Annotated in this window: 26 protein-coding genes; 11 read left to right on the top strand and 15 right to left on the bottom strand. The window is 62.4% G+C overall.

Annotation, left to right across the window (positions count from 1 at the left end):
- Nucleotides 1-30: 30 nt before the first annotated feature.
- Together RCO31_RS17005 and RCO31_RS17000 are read right to left on the bottom strand one after the other, a co-directional pair.
- Nucleotides 31-234, bottom strand: a complete 204-nt coding sequence (locus RCO31_RS17005; RefSeq protein ID WP_308969610.1) for a hypothetical protein — start codon at nt 232-234, stop codon at nt 31-33.
- Between the two features lie 196 nt (nt 235-430).
- Nucleotides 431-622: a hypothetical protein gene (locus RCO31_RS17000; RefSeq protein WP_308969609.1), complete on the bottom strand. Its 192-nt coding sequence runs from the start codon at nt 620-622 to the stop codon at nt 431-433.
- A 109-nt stretch (nt 623-731) separates the two neighbouring features.
- Between RCO31_RS17000 and RCO31_RS16995 the strand changes: the two genes are divergently transcribed.
- Nucleotides 732-1148, top strand: a complete 417-nt coding sequence (locus RCO31_RS16995) for a hypothetical protein (protein WP_308969608.1) — start codon at nt 732-734, stop codon at nt 1146-1148.
- A 94-nt stretch (nt 1149-1242) separates the two neighbouring features.
- A complete protein-coding gene (locus RCO31_RS16990; RefSeq protein ID WP_308969607.1) occupies nt 1243-1974 on the top strand; it encodes a 50S ribosomal protein L11 methyltransferase in 732 nt (243 codons plus the stop codon).
- A gap of 38 nt (nt 1975-2012) precedes the next feature.
- Here the strand turns inward: RCO31_RS16990 and RCO31_RS16985 are convergent, their stop codons facing one another.
- Nucleotides 2013-2273 (bottom strand): hypothetical protein, encoded by a 261-nt coding sequence (locus RCO31_RS16985; RefSeq protein ID WP_308969606.1) that lies wholly within the window; start codon nt 2271-2273, stop codon nt 2013-2015.
- Nucleotides 2274-2491: 218 nt separating this feature from the next.
- The gene (locus tag RCO31_RS16980) at nt 2492-2722 is read right to left on the bottom strand and encodes a hypothetical protein (protein ID WP_308969605.1); all 231 of its coding nucleotides are present in this window, start codon (nt 2720-2722) and stop codon (nt 2492-2494) included.
- Nucleotides 2723-3095: 373 nt separating this feature from the next.
- On the opposite strand from RCO31_RS16980, the gene RCO31_RS16975 reads away from it, so the two are divergent.
- On the top strand, nt 3096-3227 hold the full coding sequence (locus tag RCO31_RS16975; protein ID WP_308969604.1) for a hypothetical protein: 132 nt from the start codon (nt 3096-3098) through the stop codon (nt 3225-3227).
- A 49-nt stretch (nt 3228-3276) separates the two neighbouring features.
- On the opposite strand, the gene RCO31_RS16970 is transcribed toward RCO31_RS16975, so the two are convergent.
- Complete coding sequence (locus RCO31_RS16970; RefSeq protein WP_308969603.1) at nt 3277-3540, bottom strand: hypothetical protein; 264 nt, start codon at nt 3538-3540, stop codon at nt 3277-3279.
- Between the two features lie 42 nt (nt 3541-3582).
- Here RCO31_RS16970 and RCO31_RS16965 point away from each other — a divergent pair, with 42 nt between their 5' ends.
- The 4 genes from RCO31_RS16965 (at nt 3583) to RCO31_RS16950 (ending at nt 6930) form a co-directional block, all read left to right on the top strand.
- Nucleotides 3583-3936, top strand: a complete 354-nt coding sequence (locus RCO31_RS16965) for a hypothetical protein (RefSeq protein WP_308969602.1) — start codon at nt 3583-3585, stop codon at nt 3934-3936.
- A gap of 102 nt (nt 3937-4038) precedes the next feature.
- Nucleotides 4039-4386: a response regulator gene (locus tag RCO31_RS16960; protein WP_308969601.1), complete on the top strand. Its 348-nt coding sequence runs from the start codon at nt 4039-4041 to the stop codon at nt 4384-4386.
- A 212-nt stretch (nt 4387-4598) separates the two neighbouring features.
- Nucleotides 4599-4898, top strand: a complete 300-nt coding sequence (locus tag RCO31_RS16955; protein ID WP_308969600.1) for a hypothetical protein — start codon at nt 4599-4601, stop codon at nt 4896-4898.
- 448 nt (nt 4899-5346) lie between these two features.
- A complete protein-coding gene (locus RCO31_RS16950; RefSeq protein WP_308969599.1) occupies nt 5347-6930 on the top strand; it encodes a porin in 1584 nt (527 codons plus the stop codon).
- A 219-nt stretch (nt 6931-7149) separates the two neighbouring features.
- Here RCO31_RS16950 and RCO31_RS16945 read toward each other — a convergent pair whose 3' ends face one another.
- On the bottom strand, nt 7150-7926 hold the full coding sequence (locus RCO31_RS16945) for a Crp/Fnr family transcriptional regulator (RefSeq protein ID WP_308969598.1): 777 nt from the start codon (nt 7924-7926) through the stop codon (nt 7150-7152).
- A 365-nt stretch (nt 7927-8291) separates the two neighbouring features.
- The gene (locus tag RCO31_RS16940) at nt 8292-8522 is read right to left on the bottom strand and encodes a hypothetical protein (RefSeq protein WP_308969597.1); all 231 of its coding nucleotides are present in this window, start codon (nt 8520-8522) and stop codon (nt 8292-8294) included.
- Nucleotides 8523-8655: 133 nt separating this feature from the next.
- Between RCO31_RS16940 and RCO31_RS16935 the strand changes: the two genes are divergently transcribed.
- Entirely contained in the window at nt 8656-8874 is a 219-nt protein-coding gene (locus RCO31_RS16935; RefSeq protein ID WP_308969596.1) for a hypothetical protein, read from the top strand.
- 60 nt (nt 8875-8934) lie between these two features.
- On the opposite strand, the gene RCO31_RS16930 is transcribed toward RCO31_RS16935, so the two are convergent.
- The 7 genes from RCO31_RS16930 to RCO31_RS16900 all read right to left on the bottom strand — a co-directional run bounded on the left by RCO31_RS16930 (nt 8935) and on the right by RCO31_RS16900 (nt 13090).
- On the bottom strand, nt 8935-9246 hold the full coding sequence (locus RCO31_RS16930) for a four-helix bundle copper-binding protein (RefSeq protein WP_308969706.1): 312 nt from the start codon (nt 9244-9246) through the stop codon (nt 8935-8937).
- A 37-nt stretch (nt 9247-9283) separates the two neighbouring features.
- Complete coding sequence (locus tag RCO31_RS16925; protein ID WP_308969595.1) at nt 9284-9595, bottom strand: polyhydroxyalkanoic acid system family protein; 312 nt, start codon at nt 9593-9595, stop codon at nt 9284-9286.
- A 22-nt stretch (nt 9596-9617) separates the two neighbouring features.
- A complete protein-coding gene (locus tag RCO31_RS16920; RefSeq protein ID WP_308969594.1) occupies nt 9618-9920 on the bottom strand; it encodes a CsbD family protein in 303 nt (100 codons plus the stop codon).
- A gap of 238 nt (nt 9921-10158) precedes the next feature.
- The gene (locus RCO31_RS16915) at nt 10159-10437 is read right to left on the bottom strand and encodes a DUF1236 domain-containing protein (RefSeq protein ID WP_308969593.1); all 279 of its coding nucleotides are present in this window, start codon (nt 10435-10437) and stop codon (nt 10159-10161) included.
- Nucleotides 10438-10592: 155 nt separating this feature from the next.
- Nucleotides 10593-11321, bottom strand: a complete 729-nt coding sequence (locus RCO31_RS16910) for a methyltransferase domain-containing protein (RefSeq protein ID WP_308969592.1) — start codon at nt 11319-11321, stop codon at nt 10593-10595.
- 31 nt (nt 11322-11352) lie between these two features.
- Nucleotides 11353-12063, bottom strand: a complete 711-nt coding sequence (locus tag RCO31_RS16905) for a hypothetical protein (RefSeq protein WP_308969591.1) — start codon at nt 12061-12063, stop codon at nt 11353-11355.
- Between the two features lie 97 nt (nt 12064-12160).
- Nucleotides 12161-13090, bottom strand: a complete 930-nt coding sequence (locus RCO31_RS16900) for a YihY/virulence factor BrkB family protein (RefSeq protein WP_308969590.1) — start codon at nt 13088-13090, stop codon at nt 12161-12163.
- A gap of 96 nt (nt 13091-13186) precedes the next feature.
- On the opposite strand from RCO31_RS16900, the gene RCO31_RS16895 reads away from it, so the two are divergent.
- Both RCO31_RS16895 and RCO31_RS16890 read left to right on the top strand, forming a co-directional pair.
- Nucleotides 13187-13354 (top strand): hypothetical protein, encoded by a 168-nt coding sequence (locus RCO31_RS16895; protein ID WP_308969589.1) that lies wholly within the window; start codon nt 13187-13189, stop codon nt 13352-13354.
- A 16-nt stretch (nt 13355-13370) separates the two neighbouring features.
- Nucleotides 13371-13733, top strand: a complete 363-nt coding sequence (locus tag RCO31_RS16890) for a hypothetical protein (RefSeq protein ID WP_308969588.1) — start codon at nt 13371-13373, stop codon at nt 13731-13733.
- Nucleotides 13734-13777: 44 nt separating this feature from the next.
- Here RCO31_RS16890 and RCO31_RS16885 read toward each other — a convergent pair whose 3' ends face one another.
- The gene (locus tag RCO31_RS16885; protein ID WP_308969587.1) at nt 13778-13996 is read right to left on the bottom strand and encodes a hypothetical protein; all 219 of its coding nucleotides are present in this window, start codon (nt 13994-13996) and stop codon (nt 13778-13780) included.
- Between the two features lie 535 nt (nt 13997-14531).
- Between RCO31_RS16885 and RCO31_RS16880 the strand changes: the two genes are divergently transcribed.
- A complete protein-coding gene (locus tag RCO31_RS16880; RefSeq protein ID WP_308969586.1) occupies nt 14532-14801 on the top strand; it encodes a hypothetical protein in 270 nt (89 codons plus the stop codon).
- Nucleotides 14802-14817: the final 16 nt, after the last annotated feature.

Here is a 14817-nt window from a genome sequence, read left to right as displayed (position 1 = left end):
GTACAAGGTGCAACGGACGCTGTCCGCGCCTTAATCCGCGCTCTTCAGCCGCCGCATGGTGAACTCGATCCTGTCACCGGGCAGCACGCGCCAGCTTTCGATACTGGTCATGTAGGCGGCGCTGGGAAATTTGCGGAACTGCTCTTTTGCCTTCAGCCGCGCCTGCTCGCGCGGCAGCGTGAAGGTCTCGCGATGGAATCCATCATCGCCCGCAGCCGAGCCGCGGTGCTTCATCCGGTTCGCCAGGTCACGCGGCGTACGCATGCCACTGAATGTGGCGCACGCCATAGAGCCGATCAAGGGCGGGCGGCAGGACCGCCAGTGCGATCCTACCGTCCTGACGCCGGGGCCCACCCTGCTGACGACCGCCCTTGTCCTGAAGATCGCGCGTAACGGGAGTCGCGCTGGCCTCTTCCCCCGGAGACTTTTACTATCGGTCCTGCCGATAGCCCTGATTGCGCGTGTTCTGACGGATGTTGCCTTGCTGGCCCTTCTGCTCCGCGTTCTCCTTCTCGAAATCTCGCAGAACTTCGGACGGCTCCGTTTCCTTCACATCCTGATAGACCTCAGCCGGACCCTTGCGCTTGCGCTGCTCCGGTGGAACTGGCGGCATCTTCGTCATGGCGTTTCTCCCTTGAATAGGCAACGCCGCCGCAACTGAGGAGTTGCGGCGGCGCGTTCGCGGAACTTCGTGCGATGCGATCCATTGATGCCTAAAGGGAGCACGTAGCATGGCCGCAAAGACCGACGAGACGATCCCGGGCAACACGGTGCAATGGGGAACGAAGATGCCGCCTGAAGCGGCGCCAGCCGGAAGCGACGATCGCGGCGAGCTGCGACGCGAACTGAAGAGCGGACGGTTCGACCCGAACACCGCACACCAGCCGCAGGAAGTGCGTAAGCATCCGACCGACGGCGAGAGGATGCAGCTCGGTGATGCCGCGCCGGGTGTGGTGCCTGAAGACGACGCAATCCTCCCCGATCACGGCAAGCCGGTGCCTGAGAGTCTGTCGCGCAACGACGGCGATCATGGCGTGCTCGATCCGGCGGAAGCCGGACATCCGCTGCCCGACGGTTTGCAACGCAAGCGCACCGGTCCGCTGAACAAGGACACCGGCCGCAGGCCCAAGACTGGCGGCGGGGGCTGACTCATTGCCGCGTCTTCGCCCGGTAGAACTTCACAACCACTTGTGCGACTTTGGCCCGGATTAGAAAATAGCAATCGCCGGGCGGGATGGAAACATGAGCGAACTTCTTGCGCGCCGTGGCGCGCCACAGGTCTATAGTCTGCCCCGCCAACTGTTTCGCAAATTCGTTCACTGGGCGTCCTACAATTTCATCCTGACCAGCAAGCGGACGCGCACGGTTCGCGTCGGCGACCTTCAGCTCGTCGTTCTGCCTTCGGTGTTTCATCCCGGCATATTCCTCACCAGCCGGATCTTCTCCGCCTTCCTGCGCTCGCTTGACCTGGCCGGAAAGTCCGTCATCGAGGTCGGCACGGGCTCGGGCATCCTGGCGCTGTCGGCCGCACGGGCCGGTGCGCGATCGGTGCTCGCGCTCGACATCAACCCGGCCGCCGTCAGCGCTGCGCAAAAGAACGCGGCGATGAACGGCCTCTCGGCCGTCGTGTCGGCGCGCGTTTCCGATCTTCTCTCGGCTGCGAGAGCTGACGAGATCGTCGACGTGATCATCTCCAGCCCGCCGTCCTTTTCAGGCGAGCCACGCGACATGGCGGACCGGGCCTGGCATGCCGGCCCCTCCTATCGCGATATCACCAGCCTGTTCGATCAGGCGTACCGGCACCTGGCGAACGACGGCGTGATGTACGTGCTGCTGTCGTCCGACACCGACGTCGTGCTGATGGAGACGCTGGCGCGCGAGGCGAACTTCGGCTGGCAGGAAATCGAAAGACACTCGATCTGGGTCGAGGCCTTCATGATCTACCGTCTGGCCAAGCGCCCGCTCGCTGCCTGAAGCAGAACCAACGCGCGCTCAGCCGCGCGCGTCGGCGGTTACCAGAAGCTCGGCCCGATCCTGACGCTGCCGGTGGGCGCAAAGGCGCCGGGGCGCGGTGGCGCATAGTTGTAGCTGTCGAGCAGCGCATTGCGCGGACCGCGCTCCTTCCAGCAGCGGCCGAACTGGTCGCAATTCATGCGCACCTTTTCCCAGCCGTTGTCGACGATTTTGCTCGTAAGCGTCAGCGTCGTCGCGTTGGCGGCAACCGACGACAAACCAACGCAACCGGCTACAAGGGAAATGATGAGCTTCTTCATCATCGCCTCCATTTGGAGGCTTAACTGCCAGCCGGATCGGGTCGTTCCGGCCCGCTGGGAACAAGTGCGTGATGCACAGCAACAGGAAATTCAGCTTAAAATCGTCAGACACTTCGGCCGCGAATTCGAGGTTCTGCCGGCCGGGCCTAGTGTCCCGAATCCGAAGTTCGCTATACTTTGCAGCGAGCTCAGCGCGAACTTCGGATTCGATCAGGACACTAGCTGGCGAATTCCGCCTTGGCCTTTTCGAAGGCAATGATCGCCTTGTTGGCGAGCACCAGCTTGTGCGTGACGCCGCGCTCGATCTGCTCGTTGATGTAGCCGACGACTGCCACCTGATGCGGCACGCAGTCCTCATAGCCGCTGCCGATCAGATAGTCCCATGCAATCCTGAACGCCTGCTCCGCAACCACCTCTTCCTGGCTCGGGACGTACGCCGCGTAGATCATGGCATCCTCCAACGACTTGTTGCGTCCAACAGCAAAGCAAGATTCGTGCACAGTCCGCCGCACGGCGGGAGATAACAATGGACGGCCCGGCGCCGGGTTCCGGCAAGAAAGCTCAAGCCTGGTCGTGGCAACTGTCGGCATCTCGCCGCGGGCCACCGGGATGCGTTCGCCGCCCAAAAACGTTCGGCAACTGCGAACCAGCGCATCACCGTTTCTGCATTGCCAATGGCTCGTTGCAATTTTCTTCAGTGTTGTAACGACGCCTGCAACGCCGCGATAGTCATCCGGATAGAAGTGCAGGCGCCACTCCGCTGCGGCCCGTGGACAGGCAAACGAATCAGGCAGAGACTGATTCGCGCTTGGAGGGACCGCAATGACAGTCGCAACAGGCTTCAGTGTTCTCTTTGTGGTGGCTGTACCGATCGCCGTCGTGGCGGCAAGCCTCGCGCTGATCGGATGCTCACTGGCACGAGACAGTTACCGACGACGCAAGACCCCCGCCTGATCGGCGGGGTTTGTCGTTCAGACACACGCAGAGACCGTAACGGCTCGTTTTACTGGCCGAACGACGTCATCATGTCCTGAAGACCCGAAGTGTCTCCGGCCGTGATGCCCTTGATCATGCCCTGCATTCCGCCTGTGCGGGATCTCTGCTGGCGTTCCTCGCCTTGCTGCACACGCTGCTGGCCACGCCTGCCGACGTGGCTTCGCAGCATCTGCTGAACACCTTCCAGGCCGTCGATATTCGGAGCCTCGAAGGCAGGCGCGGACTCGATAAGGCAAACAAGAACCAGTGTCGCTGCGATAACGGTCTTCATGGGCGTGGTCCTTCTCCTGCGATGACGGGAGGATGCCAGAGCATGCGCCTGCAAAACCGTGACGGCGCTCACATCGAAGACCGCTTAAGACGCCGTTTACCGTGCGCGGCCTCGGGTGGAACGGCGCGTACCCGTCGTGGATTGGTTCCGACAATCCGTGGGGAAGCCGCCATGTTCGACCAGGCCATCGACGAGATCCTCATCCGCCTCGGCGAGATCGTGCTTGCCCTGTCTCATCCGGACGTCACCCGCAGCGATGAGGAAAAGGCGGCGCTGGTGAAATCCGTCAATCAGTTTGCGACTTGCGCAAGCAGTTCGAGCGATGAACGGGTGATCGCGCTGGCGCGCCAGCTCGAGGCCGCGGTGAATGCGCAGCTGCCGGCCCGTCTGCAATAGTGGTCGCACCGCAACGCGGCCGAATTAACCGTCAAGAATAGTGAACCCCTGGAGAGTTCCTGAATTAGCCCAACTAAGGGAGGTTCAGAGATGGGACAATTGATGCCTATTGCGCTTGTCGTCGAAGAGGACGAAGGCCAGAGAGACTTTGCGGCAATGCTGCTCGAAGAGTGCGAGATGGAGGTCATTCCGTGCACCAGCGCCGAAGCCGCGGCTTCCGTGCTGGAAGCGCGTGACCAGCCGCCAACGTTCATTTTCACCGACGCGGTCCTGCCCGGCGTGTTGACCGGTGCCGACCTCGCTCACCTCGTACATGTCAGGTATCCTGACGCAAAAGTGGTGGTGACCTCGGGCGATCAGTTTCCACCTTCGCTGCCCGACGGGGCGACGTTCCTGCCCAAGCCGTGGACACCGCTCGATCTCCTGCGGGAAGCGACCTCCGTCTCGTAGGTCCCCACCTGGACCCGGTTCCGTGACGCGAGGAAACCAAGCTCACGGGCCGGCGTTGGCTTTCAAAGCATTCCTGCGAGGCGGATTTGCCTGACGTGAAAGGAAGGCGTTCCGGGCCTGGATCGCAGGTGGCGCGTTCCAATCGCAAGGCGATGAAGCCCGCAGGCTCTCGCAGAACGCGCGCCTTGCTCCAACGGCAACGGGAGAACACGATGCCAACGGAACCGGACTATCGCGAAATGCTGCAGAAGGCTGAGCAGTGCACCGAGGAGGTGAAGGAGTTCCTTGTGGCGGTGTGCAATTCGCCGCAAGGCAAATCCAACGATGCGATCCTGAGCGCGGCTGCGCTGACAGTCGAAGAGTTGCGAATGGTCGAGGGCCAGATCAGCCACATCTGGCAACTGTTTCAGGAGAGCAGCAGCGCGACCCACGCACCGCCCCTGGAGCATGCACCACCCGTGCAACCGGAAGACACGAAGGACAAATCAATTCCGTCGAGCTGGCCGGATTAGAAAGCTACGTTTGCTCTTGTGAGCGGAAAACTTGCCGCTCGGTCTGTTTCGAGACCGAGTTAACTGCTGCGTCGTCGCGCGAATATTGTCATGCTTGACGCGACGAATTGGGCTTCAGGCTTCAACGTCAACTTCCAAAGATGAGGCCGCGTGGGATGCCCCCTGCGCGGCCTTCTGGCGTTTTTTATGGCGCGGCTTCGGAGGCGTTCCCGTCTCGGTACGCTTTCTTGCGTCTTTTGCGCTTCACTTCCGGAAAGTATTCCGATCCGTCTGCTTTCAGACCGACATCCCAAGTGCCCTTTGCAGGCGCCTGCACCATCGTCCGAAGTGCGATTTGGAAACAATTCGAATCGTCCCGTCAAGGTTCGCTCAAAAGTCGCTCGCGCCGAAGCGGGGGTTCGAGAAGCGCGAAGCGGGATGGGGAAACGCAAACTTTGGAGGTTCTGAAATGACGATGGTTAGGAGCCTACTCCTCGGCTCTGCGGCGGGACTCGTCGCACTGACGGGGGCGCAGGCAGCCGATCTTCCGATGAAGGCCAAGCCGGTCGAATATGTGAAGGTCTGCTCTCTGTACGGCGCCGGATTTTATTATATTCCGGGTACCGACACCTGTATCCGCATCGGCGGCCATATCCGCGCCGAGATCAATTTCAATGCACGTGCGACGCACCTGCAGTCGTGGAACACAGGAAACGGCAACAACACGCAGACCCGCGACCGGGACATCTTCTTTACACGTAGCCGCGTGTTCACCAACGTCGATACGCGCACGCAGACCGCGTTCGGCACATTGCGCACGTTCTCGGTGGTGCGCGCCGAGGTCAACACGCCGACCGGCCTCACGTCCTCCGGCGTCGGCTCGAGCGCCGGCGTCGTCGCGATCGACTCGGGCATCATCCAGTGGGGCGGCTTCACGATCGGCCGCGCCGGCACGTCGTACTTCGACAACCCGTGGGCCTACGCCTACAAGTGGAGCGGCACCGGCTGGCTCGGCAATCCAGATACGGCCGGCGGCCGCTTCGTTGCCGCCTATACGCACCAGTTCGGCAACGGCGTGTCCGGCACCCTGTCGCTGGAAGACGGCAAGGAGCGCAAGCGCGGCAACTACAACGGCGCCAACCCGCTGACGATCATTGGCCTCTCACCAGGCCTCGAGACGCGCGGCGGCAACACCTGGCCGGAGATCGTCGGTCAGCTCCGCATCGACCAGGCCTGGGGCGGCTTCCACCTGTCCGGCATGATCGTCAATAACCACGTCGCCTATAACTGCGGCGGCGTCTCCAGCACGACCACGGTTCAGCTCGGCGGCTGCTCCGAGCTCGCCGGCGCCCCGTCCGACAAGATCGGTGGCGGCGTGAACGCGGCCTTCAAGTTCAACATGCCGACCGGCGTCAGAGATGCACTGTACATCGGCGGCACGTATTCGAAGGGCGCCACCACCGACGTGTTCGCCAACATCGGCCAGGGCTCGGCGTTCGGCATCTACGGCGGTGCGAACGGCCTCGGCGCATATGGAAGCATTGTCGGCAGCTACGTCTTCGACTCGGTGTACACCTCGACGGCGCGCAACGGCGCGGGCGTCGCGGTTGGTCCCACCGGCCAGCAGCTGACGACCGCCTATGGCGGATCGATCGCCTTCGAGCACGGCTGGAACGCCGAGTGGCGGACATCGGTGTTCGGCGGAGCGCAGTTCCTCGACTACAGCGACACGGCCAATGCGATCCTGTGCTCGCGGTTCGGGGTCGGCAGCTCGTCCGGCACGTTGACCAATGCGGCCGGCGTCAATGTCTCCAACACCGGCGCCTGCAACTGGGACTACCGTGTCGTCGGCGTCGGCAGCCGCACGTACTGGAGTCCGGTTCGCGACCTGACGATCGGTGTCGAGTTCATGTGGACCAACCACAGCGTGAGCCACGGCGACAATGTGGTCTACAACCAGCCGATAATCGCCGGCTTCAAGCCGAATGCGTCTTACGAGATCAAGGATCAGGACGTGTTCTCGGGCATCTTCTCGGTTCGACGCTTCTTCTGATCGCCTGATCAGACCTCAGCAAACGACAATCCCCGGCAGGGCAACCTGCCGGGGATTTTTCTTTTCGTGCTTGTAAAGTCGACAACACACATTCGGCGTCGTCCCCGCGCAGGCGGGGACCTAACATTCCAGAGCCTCAGCGCTCTTATCGCCAACGCTGCGGGTTACTGGATGCCCGCCTGCGCGGGCATGACCGCGGAATCAGCTCAGAATCTCCGACTAATCCTCGCCGATCTCCAGCACGTGCTCGTGCTGGTTCATCTCGCGAAGCATCCCGAACCTGTCGTGGATGATCCTGTAGCACTCGCAGCTCTTGTGCCTGAGGCTCTCCACATCCAGGATCTGGAGCGACCCGCGCGATCGCTGAACGATCGCCTCGGATTCAAGTGCGGCGAGCGCTTCCGACACGCCAGGCCGCCTTACGCCCAGCATCGAAGCGAGCAGATCGTGCGTCACGGGAAGCTGATCGCTCTGCAGGCGTTCGCGCGCCAGCAGCATCCAGCGCGCCACCCGCTTGTCGATCTCGTGCTTTGCATTGCAGAGCGAAAGCTGCGCCTTCTGCATCAGCAGCAGCTGGACGTAGCGAAGCAGATGATCCCTGATCGACGGCGACTGCTGCATGACGCGTTGCAGGTCATTCGCATCGATCCTGAGCGCGAGCCCGGGGACCTGAACGACCGTGCGCTGGAGCGCCGCCATCGTCCCGAGGACGACCGAAACGCCGACGAATCCGAACCGCCCGACCATCGCTACCTCGACCGGACCGTCGAGCTGCGTTCGCGCAACCCGGGACAGCACACCGCTCTCGATGAAGTGCACGGCCTCGACCGGCTTGTTGGTGTCGTGGAGAATTGCGTTGCGCTTGAGCTCGACCGGCACAAGCAGGGGCCGGAGCAATTCGAAATCTGCCGCAGAGAGTGTCGAGAGAACCAGGTTCTGAATCACATAGGACGTCGGAGGGTCCGCCGTCACCGTCGCCGCGGTCGCCGTGGGCATCTTGTCTTCTTCCCAGTGTTTTTGTGATTGCTTTTGCGCGCCCCCGCGAGATGACAGGCGACATTATGATTTCACAAGTTAAGACTATCGTGTTGCGGCGAAGTAACGCAACGGCATCCGCCGGACGGTCCGATATCGGACCAAGCTCAGGTTGTGCGAGCGGTGCAGCTAACCAGGATATTGCAATCGTGCGCCGAACACGGGTAACTGCGCAAAGGCTTGCGCCTACACGAACGAATCACTGAGCAGTTCGTCCTGATTTTCGCGCGCGGCCGCGTTCACGCCGGACGACGGCTTTCAAGCCAATCTGCTGACAGGCGCCGCATTCGCGAGCGACGGCAGACACTGGGCCCAAACATCCGCGGTCAGATTTCCGGCGGCGTGTAGCGCTCCGAGCCTGTCGCCCTTCTTCGCAACTCGCGGATGGTCGGAAACTTCCAACCGCAAGCGCTCGCATGCGCGCGCACTGCCTGCCCGGTTCGCTTGAACATCACCGCCGCTCGCGCGGCCGATCCGCCCCGCTCGATGTGCAGGCGAAGTCGCTCGGTATCCTCGGTGGTCCACGACCGATGAGCGCCCATTGGGAGACCTGTCATGCTTCGGTTTAACGACAATTCGATAACGCCGTTGTCACGCATTTGTTTCTGATGTTGCGAAATTCGCGACATGCAAGTCACCCAGAGCGGCAGCGGCACAGGAACTTTCCCGACTCCTTGCGGTTAGCCTCGCATGCTGACCTTCGATGTCGAAAACCTTGCCGAAGAGTCGTTCATGATCGCTTGGGATTATCTCGAGCGCATGGGCATGATCGATGACCCGGACACCGCAATGGTCGAGCTCGGCAATATCATCATGGATCTGCTCCGCAGGGGTGAGAGCCACAAGATCCGCATCGCCAATATCGCCATCGATATCTATCTCGAGCGGCATGACGCCGTTGCGGCGTGAGCGCACTCCGCCGCTGCGCTGTGCAGTCGTGACCAGAGTGCAGTTCTGATCACAAGTCGGCTACGCCGCCATCGCCGCGCAGGATTGTGCACAGGCACGGCACTGGCGGACGCACTCGTCCATGCCGCCGATCCTGGCGCAGTCATCGGCGCATTCGTTGCAAATTTCCGCACATTCGGCGCAAGTATGCTTGTGATGCGGCGTGTTCACCAGCATGAAGTGCGCCGCCGTTCGGCAGATCTCCGCGCAAGCCATCATCAGACGGAAGTGCCGGGGCTCGGTATGCTTGCCGCCCGCTTCGAGGCAGTGGTTCATCGCGGTCTCCAGGCAGGTCGCGTAGCACTTCAGGCAGGTCTCGACGCAGCGGGTCATCTCGGCAGAGAGCATCTTCACCTCCGTGAGGTCGCATTCACTTCTTCTCGAGCATCAGCGTGCCGGATTTGCGGATCGCCGCCTGAATGCCGGTCGCAAGCCGCGCCAGCAGCCATGGCAGCGTCACCTCGACACGCACATTGTCTTCGCGCACGTCGACGGTGCCTGACGCGATCTGCTTCAACGCTTCGACGCGAAAGCTCATCCGGTCGCCCGACCAGATCTCCTCGTGCACCTGCAGAACGTTGCCGTACTGTGAGCTCGCGCGCGAGAGACCGCCCTTCAGGCGGCGGACCGCTTCTTCCCTGCCGAGACGGTGCGGGATCTCGACGACCAGCGGTGCACTCATGCGACGTCGCTCACGTGGGGTCTCAGGTCAGGTTGTTGGCGATGGTGGACAGTTTCGGCGTCTCTGCACGCTCGGCCTGCTCCGCGGCCTCGTCCCGCCGGGTTTGCTGTTCGGCTCGTTTCACCTGCCGCCTGCCCTCTTCGTCGAGCTTGCCGTCGCCCGTCACCTCGGCAACCGCCTGCTTGCTTTTGCCGGCCACCTTCTCTGCAGCCCTTCCAAGTTTGTTCAAATCCTTCACTCCTGCGCAAAGCGCATGCGCCGGGAACGGGTTAGATGCCACGCGTACCAATGCGTTGCTGCCGCAGTTAGAAACCGGCAAAATCAACTGCGTCCATCTTCTCCGTTATGGCCGGTTGACACCCGGCGCATGCTGAAGGGACAACGCACCGCCAACCGAAATGTTCTCAGGAACATCGGCCGGCCGGCAAAGGCCTCGGGGCGAGCCCCCGGTGTTTCGCGGTGGACAAGCCAAGGGCCCCGGCTGTGCCGGAGCCCTGTGTTTCGCTTCTCGTCAATGACGCGTCAGTCGAGCACGTGCACGACTTCGCGGCTCGATGGCTCGACTAGACCCGATCGTCGGAGTACACGTAGCGATACTTCGAGACCGAGGGCCCCCAGGCCGATGGCACTGTGCGGAGCTCAACGTCGGCAGGCAGCCTGGTGCCTACGCTGACGCGCTCGTGCATCGTGACAGGCGCGACGCGCTCCGTGATGACATACTCCTTGATGCGGGTGCGTTCTTCCGGCTCGAACGTCACACCGACACCGACCGTCTGCGCGAAAGCCGGCGCTGTTGCACTCAAGGCACCAAGCGTCGCCAGAACGACTGCAACCTTCTTCATGATACCTCCTCCCAGGTTGAACCGGGCTCGCGCCCGTCCGCACCGGCCAATCGACAGCAACATCGGTTTGTTCCGGAGGTTCGAAAGGGAGAGTACTTCCGCGAGCTGCGAATAATGCGCTGCGGAAATAGTCCCGGAACAACGGGCAGTGTTGCTTACCGGCCTGCCGCCACGATCATCATCATCGGCCGTTCGCGCTCGTCGGCAAGATCAGGAATCGCCGCGAGGTCTTCGCCCGTCGGACTCCACTCCTGCAAGTGACGTATGCTGAAGCCGGTTTTGATAAGGGCATTCAGCGTCGTGCCGAGCATCCGATGCTGCTTGACCACGCCCTTGGCCAGCCAGTCGGTGACGCGCGGGCCCTCGATCGCGTAGCCATCGACCGGCCACGTCCTGCGGCCTTCGCTGTCGACCGTCCATCCCGGCCTGCTCGGAGCCATGTAGATCGGATGTTCAATGGTGAACACAAACTGCGAGTCCGGTAGTAGCGCGCGATGCACTGCTCTTATCAGTCGTTCGAAATCGACGACGTAATGCAGGGCGAGCGAGCTGTAGGCGAAATCGAATGATGCCTCGGGCAGCTCCAGCCGATCCAGATCAGCGATCGTGTAGACGATGTTCGGATCGGAGGTATCCGCCTTCGCCCGCGCGATCATCTTTTCCGACAGATCGTAGCCGGACACGTGCTCCGCGCCGTTCTCCCGCGCCCAGCGCGCGAACCAGCCGAAGCCGCAACCAAGATCGATCACCCGCTTGCCGGCAAGGTTCGGAATCAGCGCGCGGATTGCCGGCCATTCCGGTGCGCCGGCGAGGCCGTGTACGGACCGCCTCAGGCCGCTGTAGCCGGCAAAGAATTCGGCGTTGTCGTAGATGTTCTGGGCCATTTGCACAAAGAATGTTGGTTGTCGGTCCGGCTCAATCGCGTTTGCGGCGCGCCGCCGCGTTGATCTTTGCGATCCTGATCCTGACGGCAGCCACCGTCCGGTGCATGTGCCGCGCGATCTCGCCTGGAGGCAGGCCATCCGCAACGTACCGGGCGAGCTGCAGATCGGCCTCTTTCGTCCAGTTGCGGCCGCTGTTTTCGAACCGCGACGGCGGCGTGTCGACCACTGGACCAGATGCGCGGTCCGCTTCGGGATCATACTGATAGCGCGACCAGCCAAGCGTCGTCGCGAACACGTAGCAGAAGGCGGTCCACAGCGCGGTCGCTCGCCCGGCGCTGATGGCGATTTCGCGCACGCGATCGAGCGTCACCGGCCAAGACATCTCGTGCAGCAGGAGGCCGCCCGGCCAGTGTGTGCGAAACCAACCGTTCAACTCATGCGTGATCGGGATCAGCAGCAGCGATGCGGCGCTGGCGCCGATGACCGTCAGCGCCCACAGCGGCAGGCGGAAGCGCCGCAATCCGACATGGGCGACGGCCGTCGCCAGCCCGGCCATCCACCAAGGCATGAACGACAGCCCCGCCACGTACAGGAGCCCGCCGAACGCGCCCAGCGTGTTCATATAGCCGCCGACGACCGACATGGTCACCGCGAGCGCGGCCGGAACGCCAAGAAAGAACGCGCCATCCAGCCCGCGCTGCCGCTCGTAACGAAGGGGTCCGAATGAAATCTCGTTGGCCATGCGTGTTTCCGCCTCTCGCGCGCCGATGTTTACCATCGATGCCGGGCCAGTTGCACCCCGCACGATGCGTTCGGACAGTCGTGGAAGTCCGCTCCAATCAGGCCGCGCGATTGTCGCGTTCGGCGTTCTTGGGCCGCTGCGCGTGCGGCTCGTCGGCGGCCTTCTCGATCTCGGCATTGAGCTCGGCGCCCATGATGATCACCGCAGCGGAGATCCACATCCAGGTCATGAAGCCGATCGCGGCGCCGAGCGAGCCGTAGGTCCTGTTGTAATTGCCGAAGTTCGCCGCGTACCACGAGAACAGCACGGAGGCGGCGAGCCAGACCACCGAGGCGGACGCGCTTCCCCAGCTGATCCACCGCCATTTCGGATGGAGGGAATCCGTCGGCCCGAAGCGGTAGAGCAAGGCAAGTCCGAGTGCGACGACCAGCCAGATCAGCGGCCAGCGGCCGTAAAGCAGGATCGCGCCGAGCGCGACGTCGAGCCCCAGATAGTGGAAGGAGACCGGCACGACGACCACGGCCGCGAGCGCAAGCACCGCGAACACGATCGCTGCCGCAGTAAAGGTGAGCGAGGTGAAATTCAGCTTGAAGAACCCTCGCTCTTCGTTGGCGCCATAGGCCACATTCATCGCGTCGAACACGGCCTTGACGCCGGCATTGGCGCCCCAGATCGCGATGGCCAGTCCCAGGAGAAAACTGGCGCTTAACGCGCGTCCGCTTGCCGCGGCCACGCGCCGAACTTCATCGCCGATGATTTGGAGGGCCCCGGTCGGCAAGACCGACGACAGGCGGGCGAGATTGCCTTCGATCGTCGCGGCGTCAGTGAACAGGCCGTAGAGCGAGACGACCGCGCCGACCGCCGGAAACACGGCGAGCAGTCCGTAGAACGTGACGCCGGCGGCAACCGCAAGGACCCGGTCTTCCGACATGCTGCGATAGGTGCCAAGCAGGATCTGCTTCCAGCCCCGGGCCACACGGGCTGGTTCGGCGCTTTCTCGCATGCCGGCCTGCGCTGACACCTGCATCCGCCTTTCTCGGGAAGAAATCCCGGCTCGCTTCAACTTGTTCCACCGGAACGGTCTGAGCAACCGGCCCGTTGATCACCGAAGAGGAGAAGGCTGATGGACAGCAATCAAGACCTAAAGGGCCTTCGCGACGGGATCGGTCGCGGTCTCTCGTCGCACATCTCGGTCGACGATGATGTGCCGGAGCCGCTGAAGATCCTGCTGCGGCGATTGAAGCTCGCCGAGGCGCAACGCCCGATGCCCGAAGCCCGTGACGGTCGCTAATACGGAGCACGCCTCTGTGAGCGTCCCGGGTGCTCGCGTCCGGCGCAGACGTCGCCTGAGCGCAAGCGACGCGGCGGTTCAGCGCGAACTGAACCTCTATCTCGATTCGATCGGGCGATATCTTCCCGCCCGGTTCTGCCGCTTTGTGATCTGGCTGCGTCGGCCCTCACGGCTGCTCATCCGCATTGCCGTTTCGCTGCTGCTGATGGTCGGCGGCGTGCTGTCGTTCCTGCCCGTGCTCGGCATCTGGATGCTACCGCTCGGGCTCATCATCCTGTCGCAGGACCTGCGTCTGCTGCAGCGGCCATTGCTCGGCGCCTTTCGGTGGGCCGATCGCAGATGGAAGGGTTGGGAGAGAGTAACGGCGGGCAACGAATAGCAGACCGCGATCGCTCGATCGTTCAGTCGCCGGCAGCGGAACGGTTAATGAACGGTATCGATCGGCTGAATGAAGCGCGCATGGCCTGACTGATCGAAGGCGACCACGCATAGTCCCTGATTGCGGATTTCCGGCTGCGCATCGAGCAGCTTTGCCGCATACTCCTTGCCGAATTCAATCGCCTCCGCATCGGTCAACTCAAAGCTGCCTGCCGAACTGTCGAAATTCGTCAGATCGGTGACGCTGAAACTGTACTGCTGCATTTCAACTCTCCACCTGGTGTCTCGAATCGGAGGTTAGCCAACCAAGCGACGAGAACGTTTGAACCACCACGCTAACCCGCTCATACCAAGCCGCAATTCATGAAAGGGTTCCGAAAAGAGACCCCGCACAGGTTCATTTTCCCCGCTGTTCACACGCAATCCACAGCGAAAAATCGCCGCCGGACCAATCGGATCGAGGAATTTCCAGCAAGATCAAGGGCGGGAAGCGTAAGACGCGAGCCCGCCGTCGCCGCGGCATTGCGGGTGGCCGAAACGACGAACCCCGCCATTCACTTTGCGTGAGTGGCGGGGTCTGTCGTGCTTTCACCTCTGCCGAGGTGTGGCACTTCTCCACGTACGGCTAATCGGATTGTTCGGTTAACGCCGACCCCGACGCCTCGTTCCGCGTCGAGCATCATCCTCGCGCATATCTGGCCAGGCGATCCGGCATGAATCCGTTTCTTCGTCGAGGCGGCAAAGTGGAACGTCTCATGGCTCCTTCTGTTCTCGCCTGGGGAAATGAAAAGGAAAGCCCATGAAAATTGTTCCTATCATTGCTCTTGCGGTGCTCGTCGCCACTCCGGCGCTCGCAGCAAGCACGAAGAAAAAGATGCCCCGGCAGGCGCAAGGCTATTACCAGCAGGAGCGCGACTGGCGTGGCAGCCGCAACATGTACCGAGGCGACGGTTATCTGCGCGGGCCCAACGTCTACTCGCCATCGGGCCGCTTCGTCGGCCGCGACCCGTCGCCCAATGTCCGTCAGCGGATGTATGACGACGACCTGCGCCTTCGCAATCAGTTCTGACGAACGCGCCCGCCCG

The organism is Bradyrhizobium sp. LHD-71, assembly GCF_031157255.1.
In the GTDB taxonomy this organism is placed as follows: Bacteria; Pseudomonadota; Alphaproteobacteria; order Rhizobiales; family Xanthobacteraceae; genus P52-10.
This window is presented reverse-complemented; position numbering and strand designations above follow the sequence as displayed.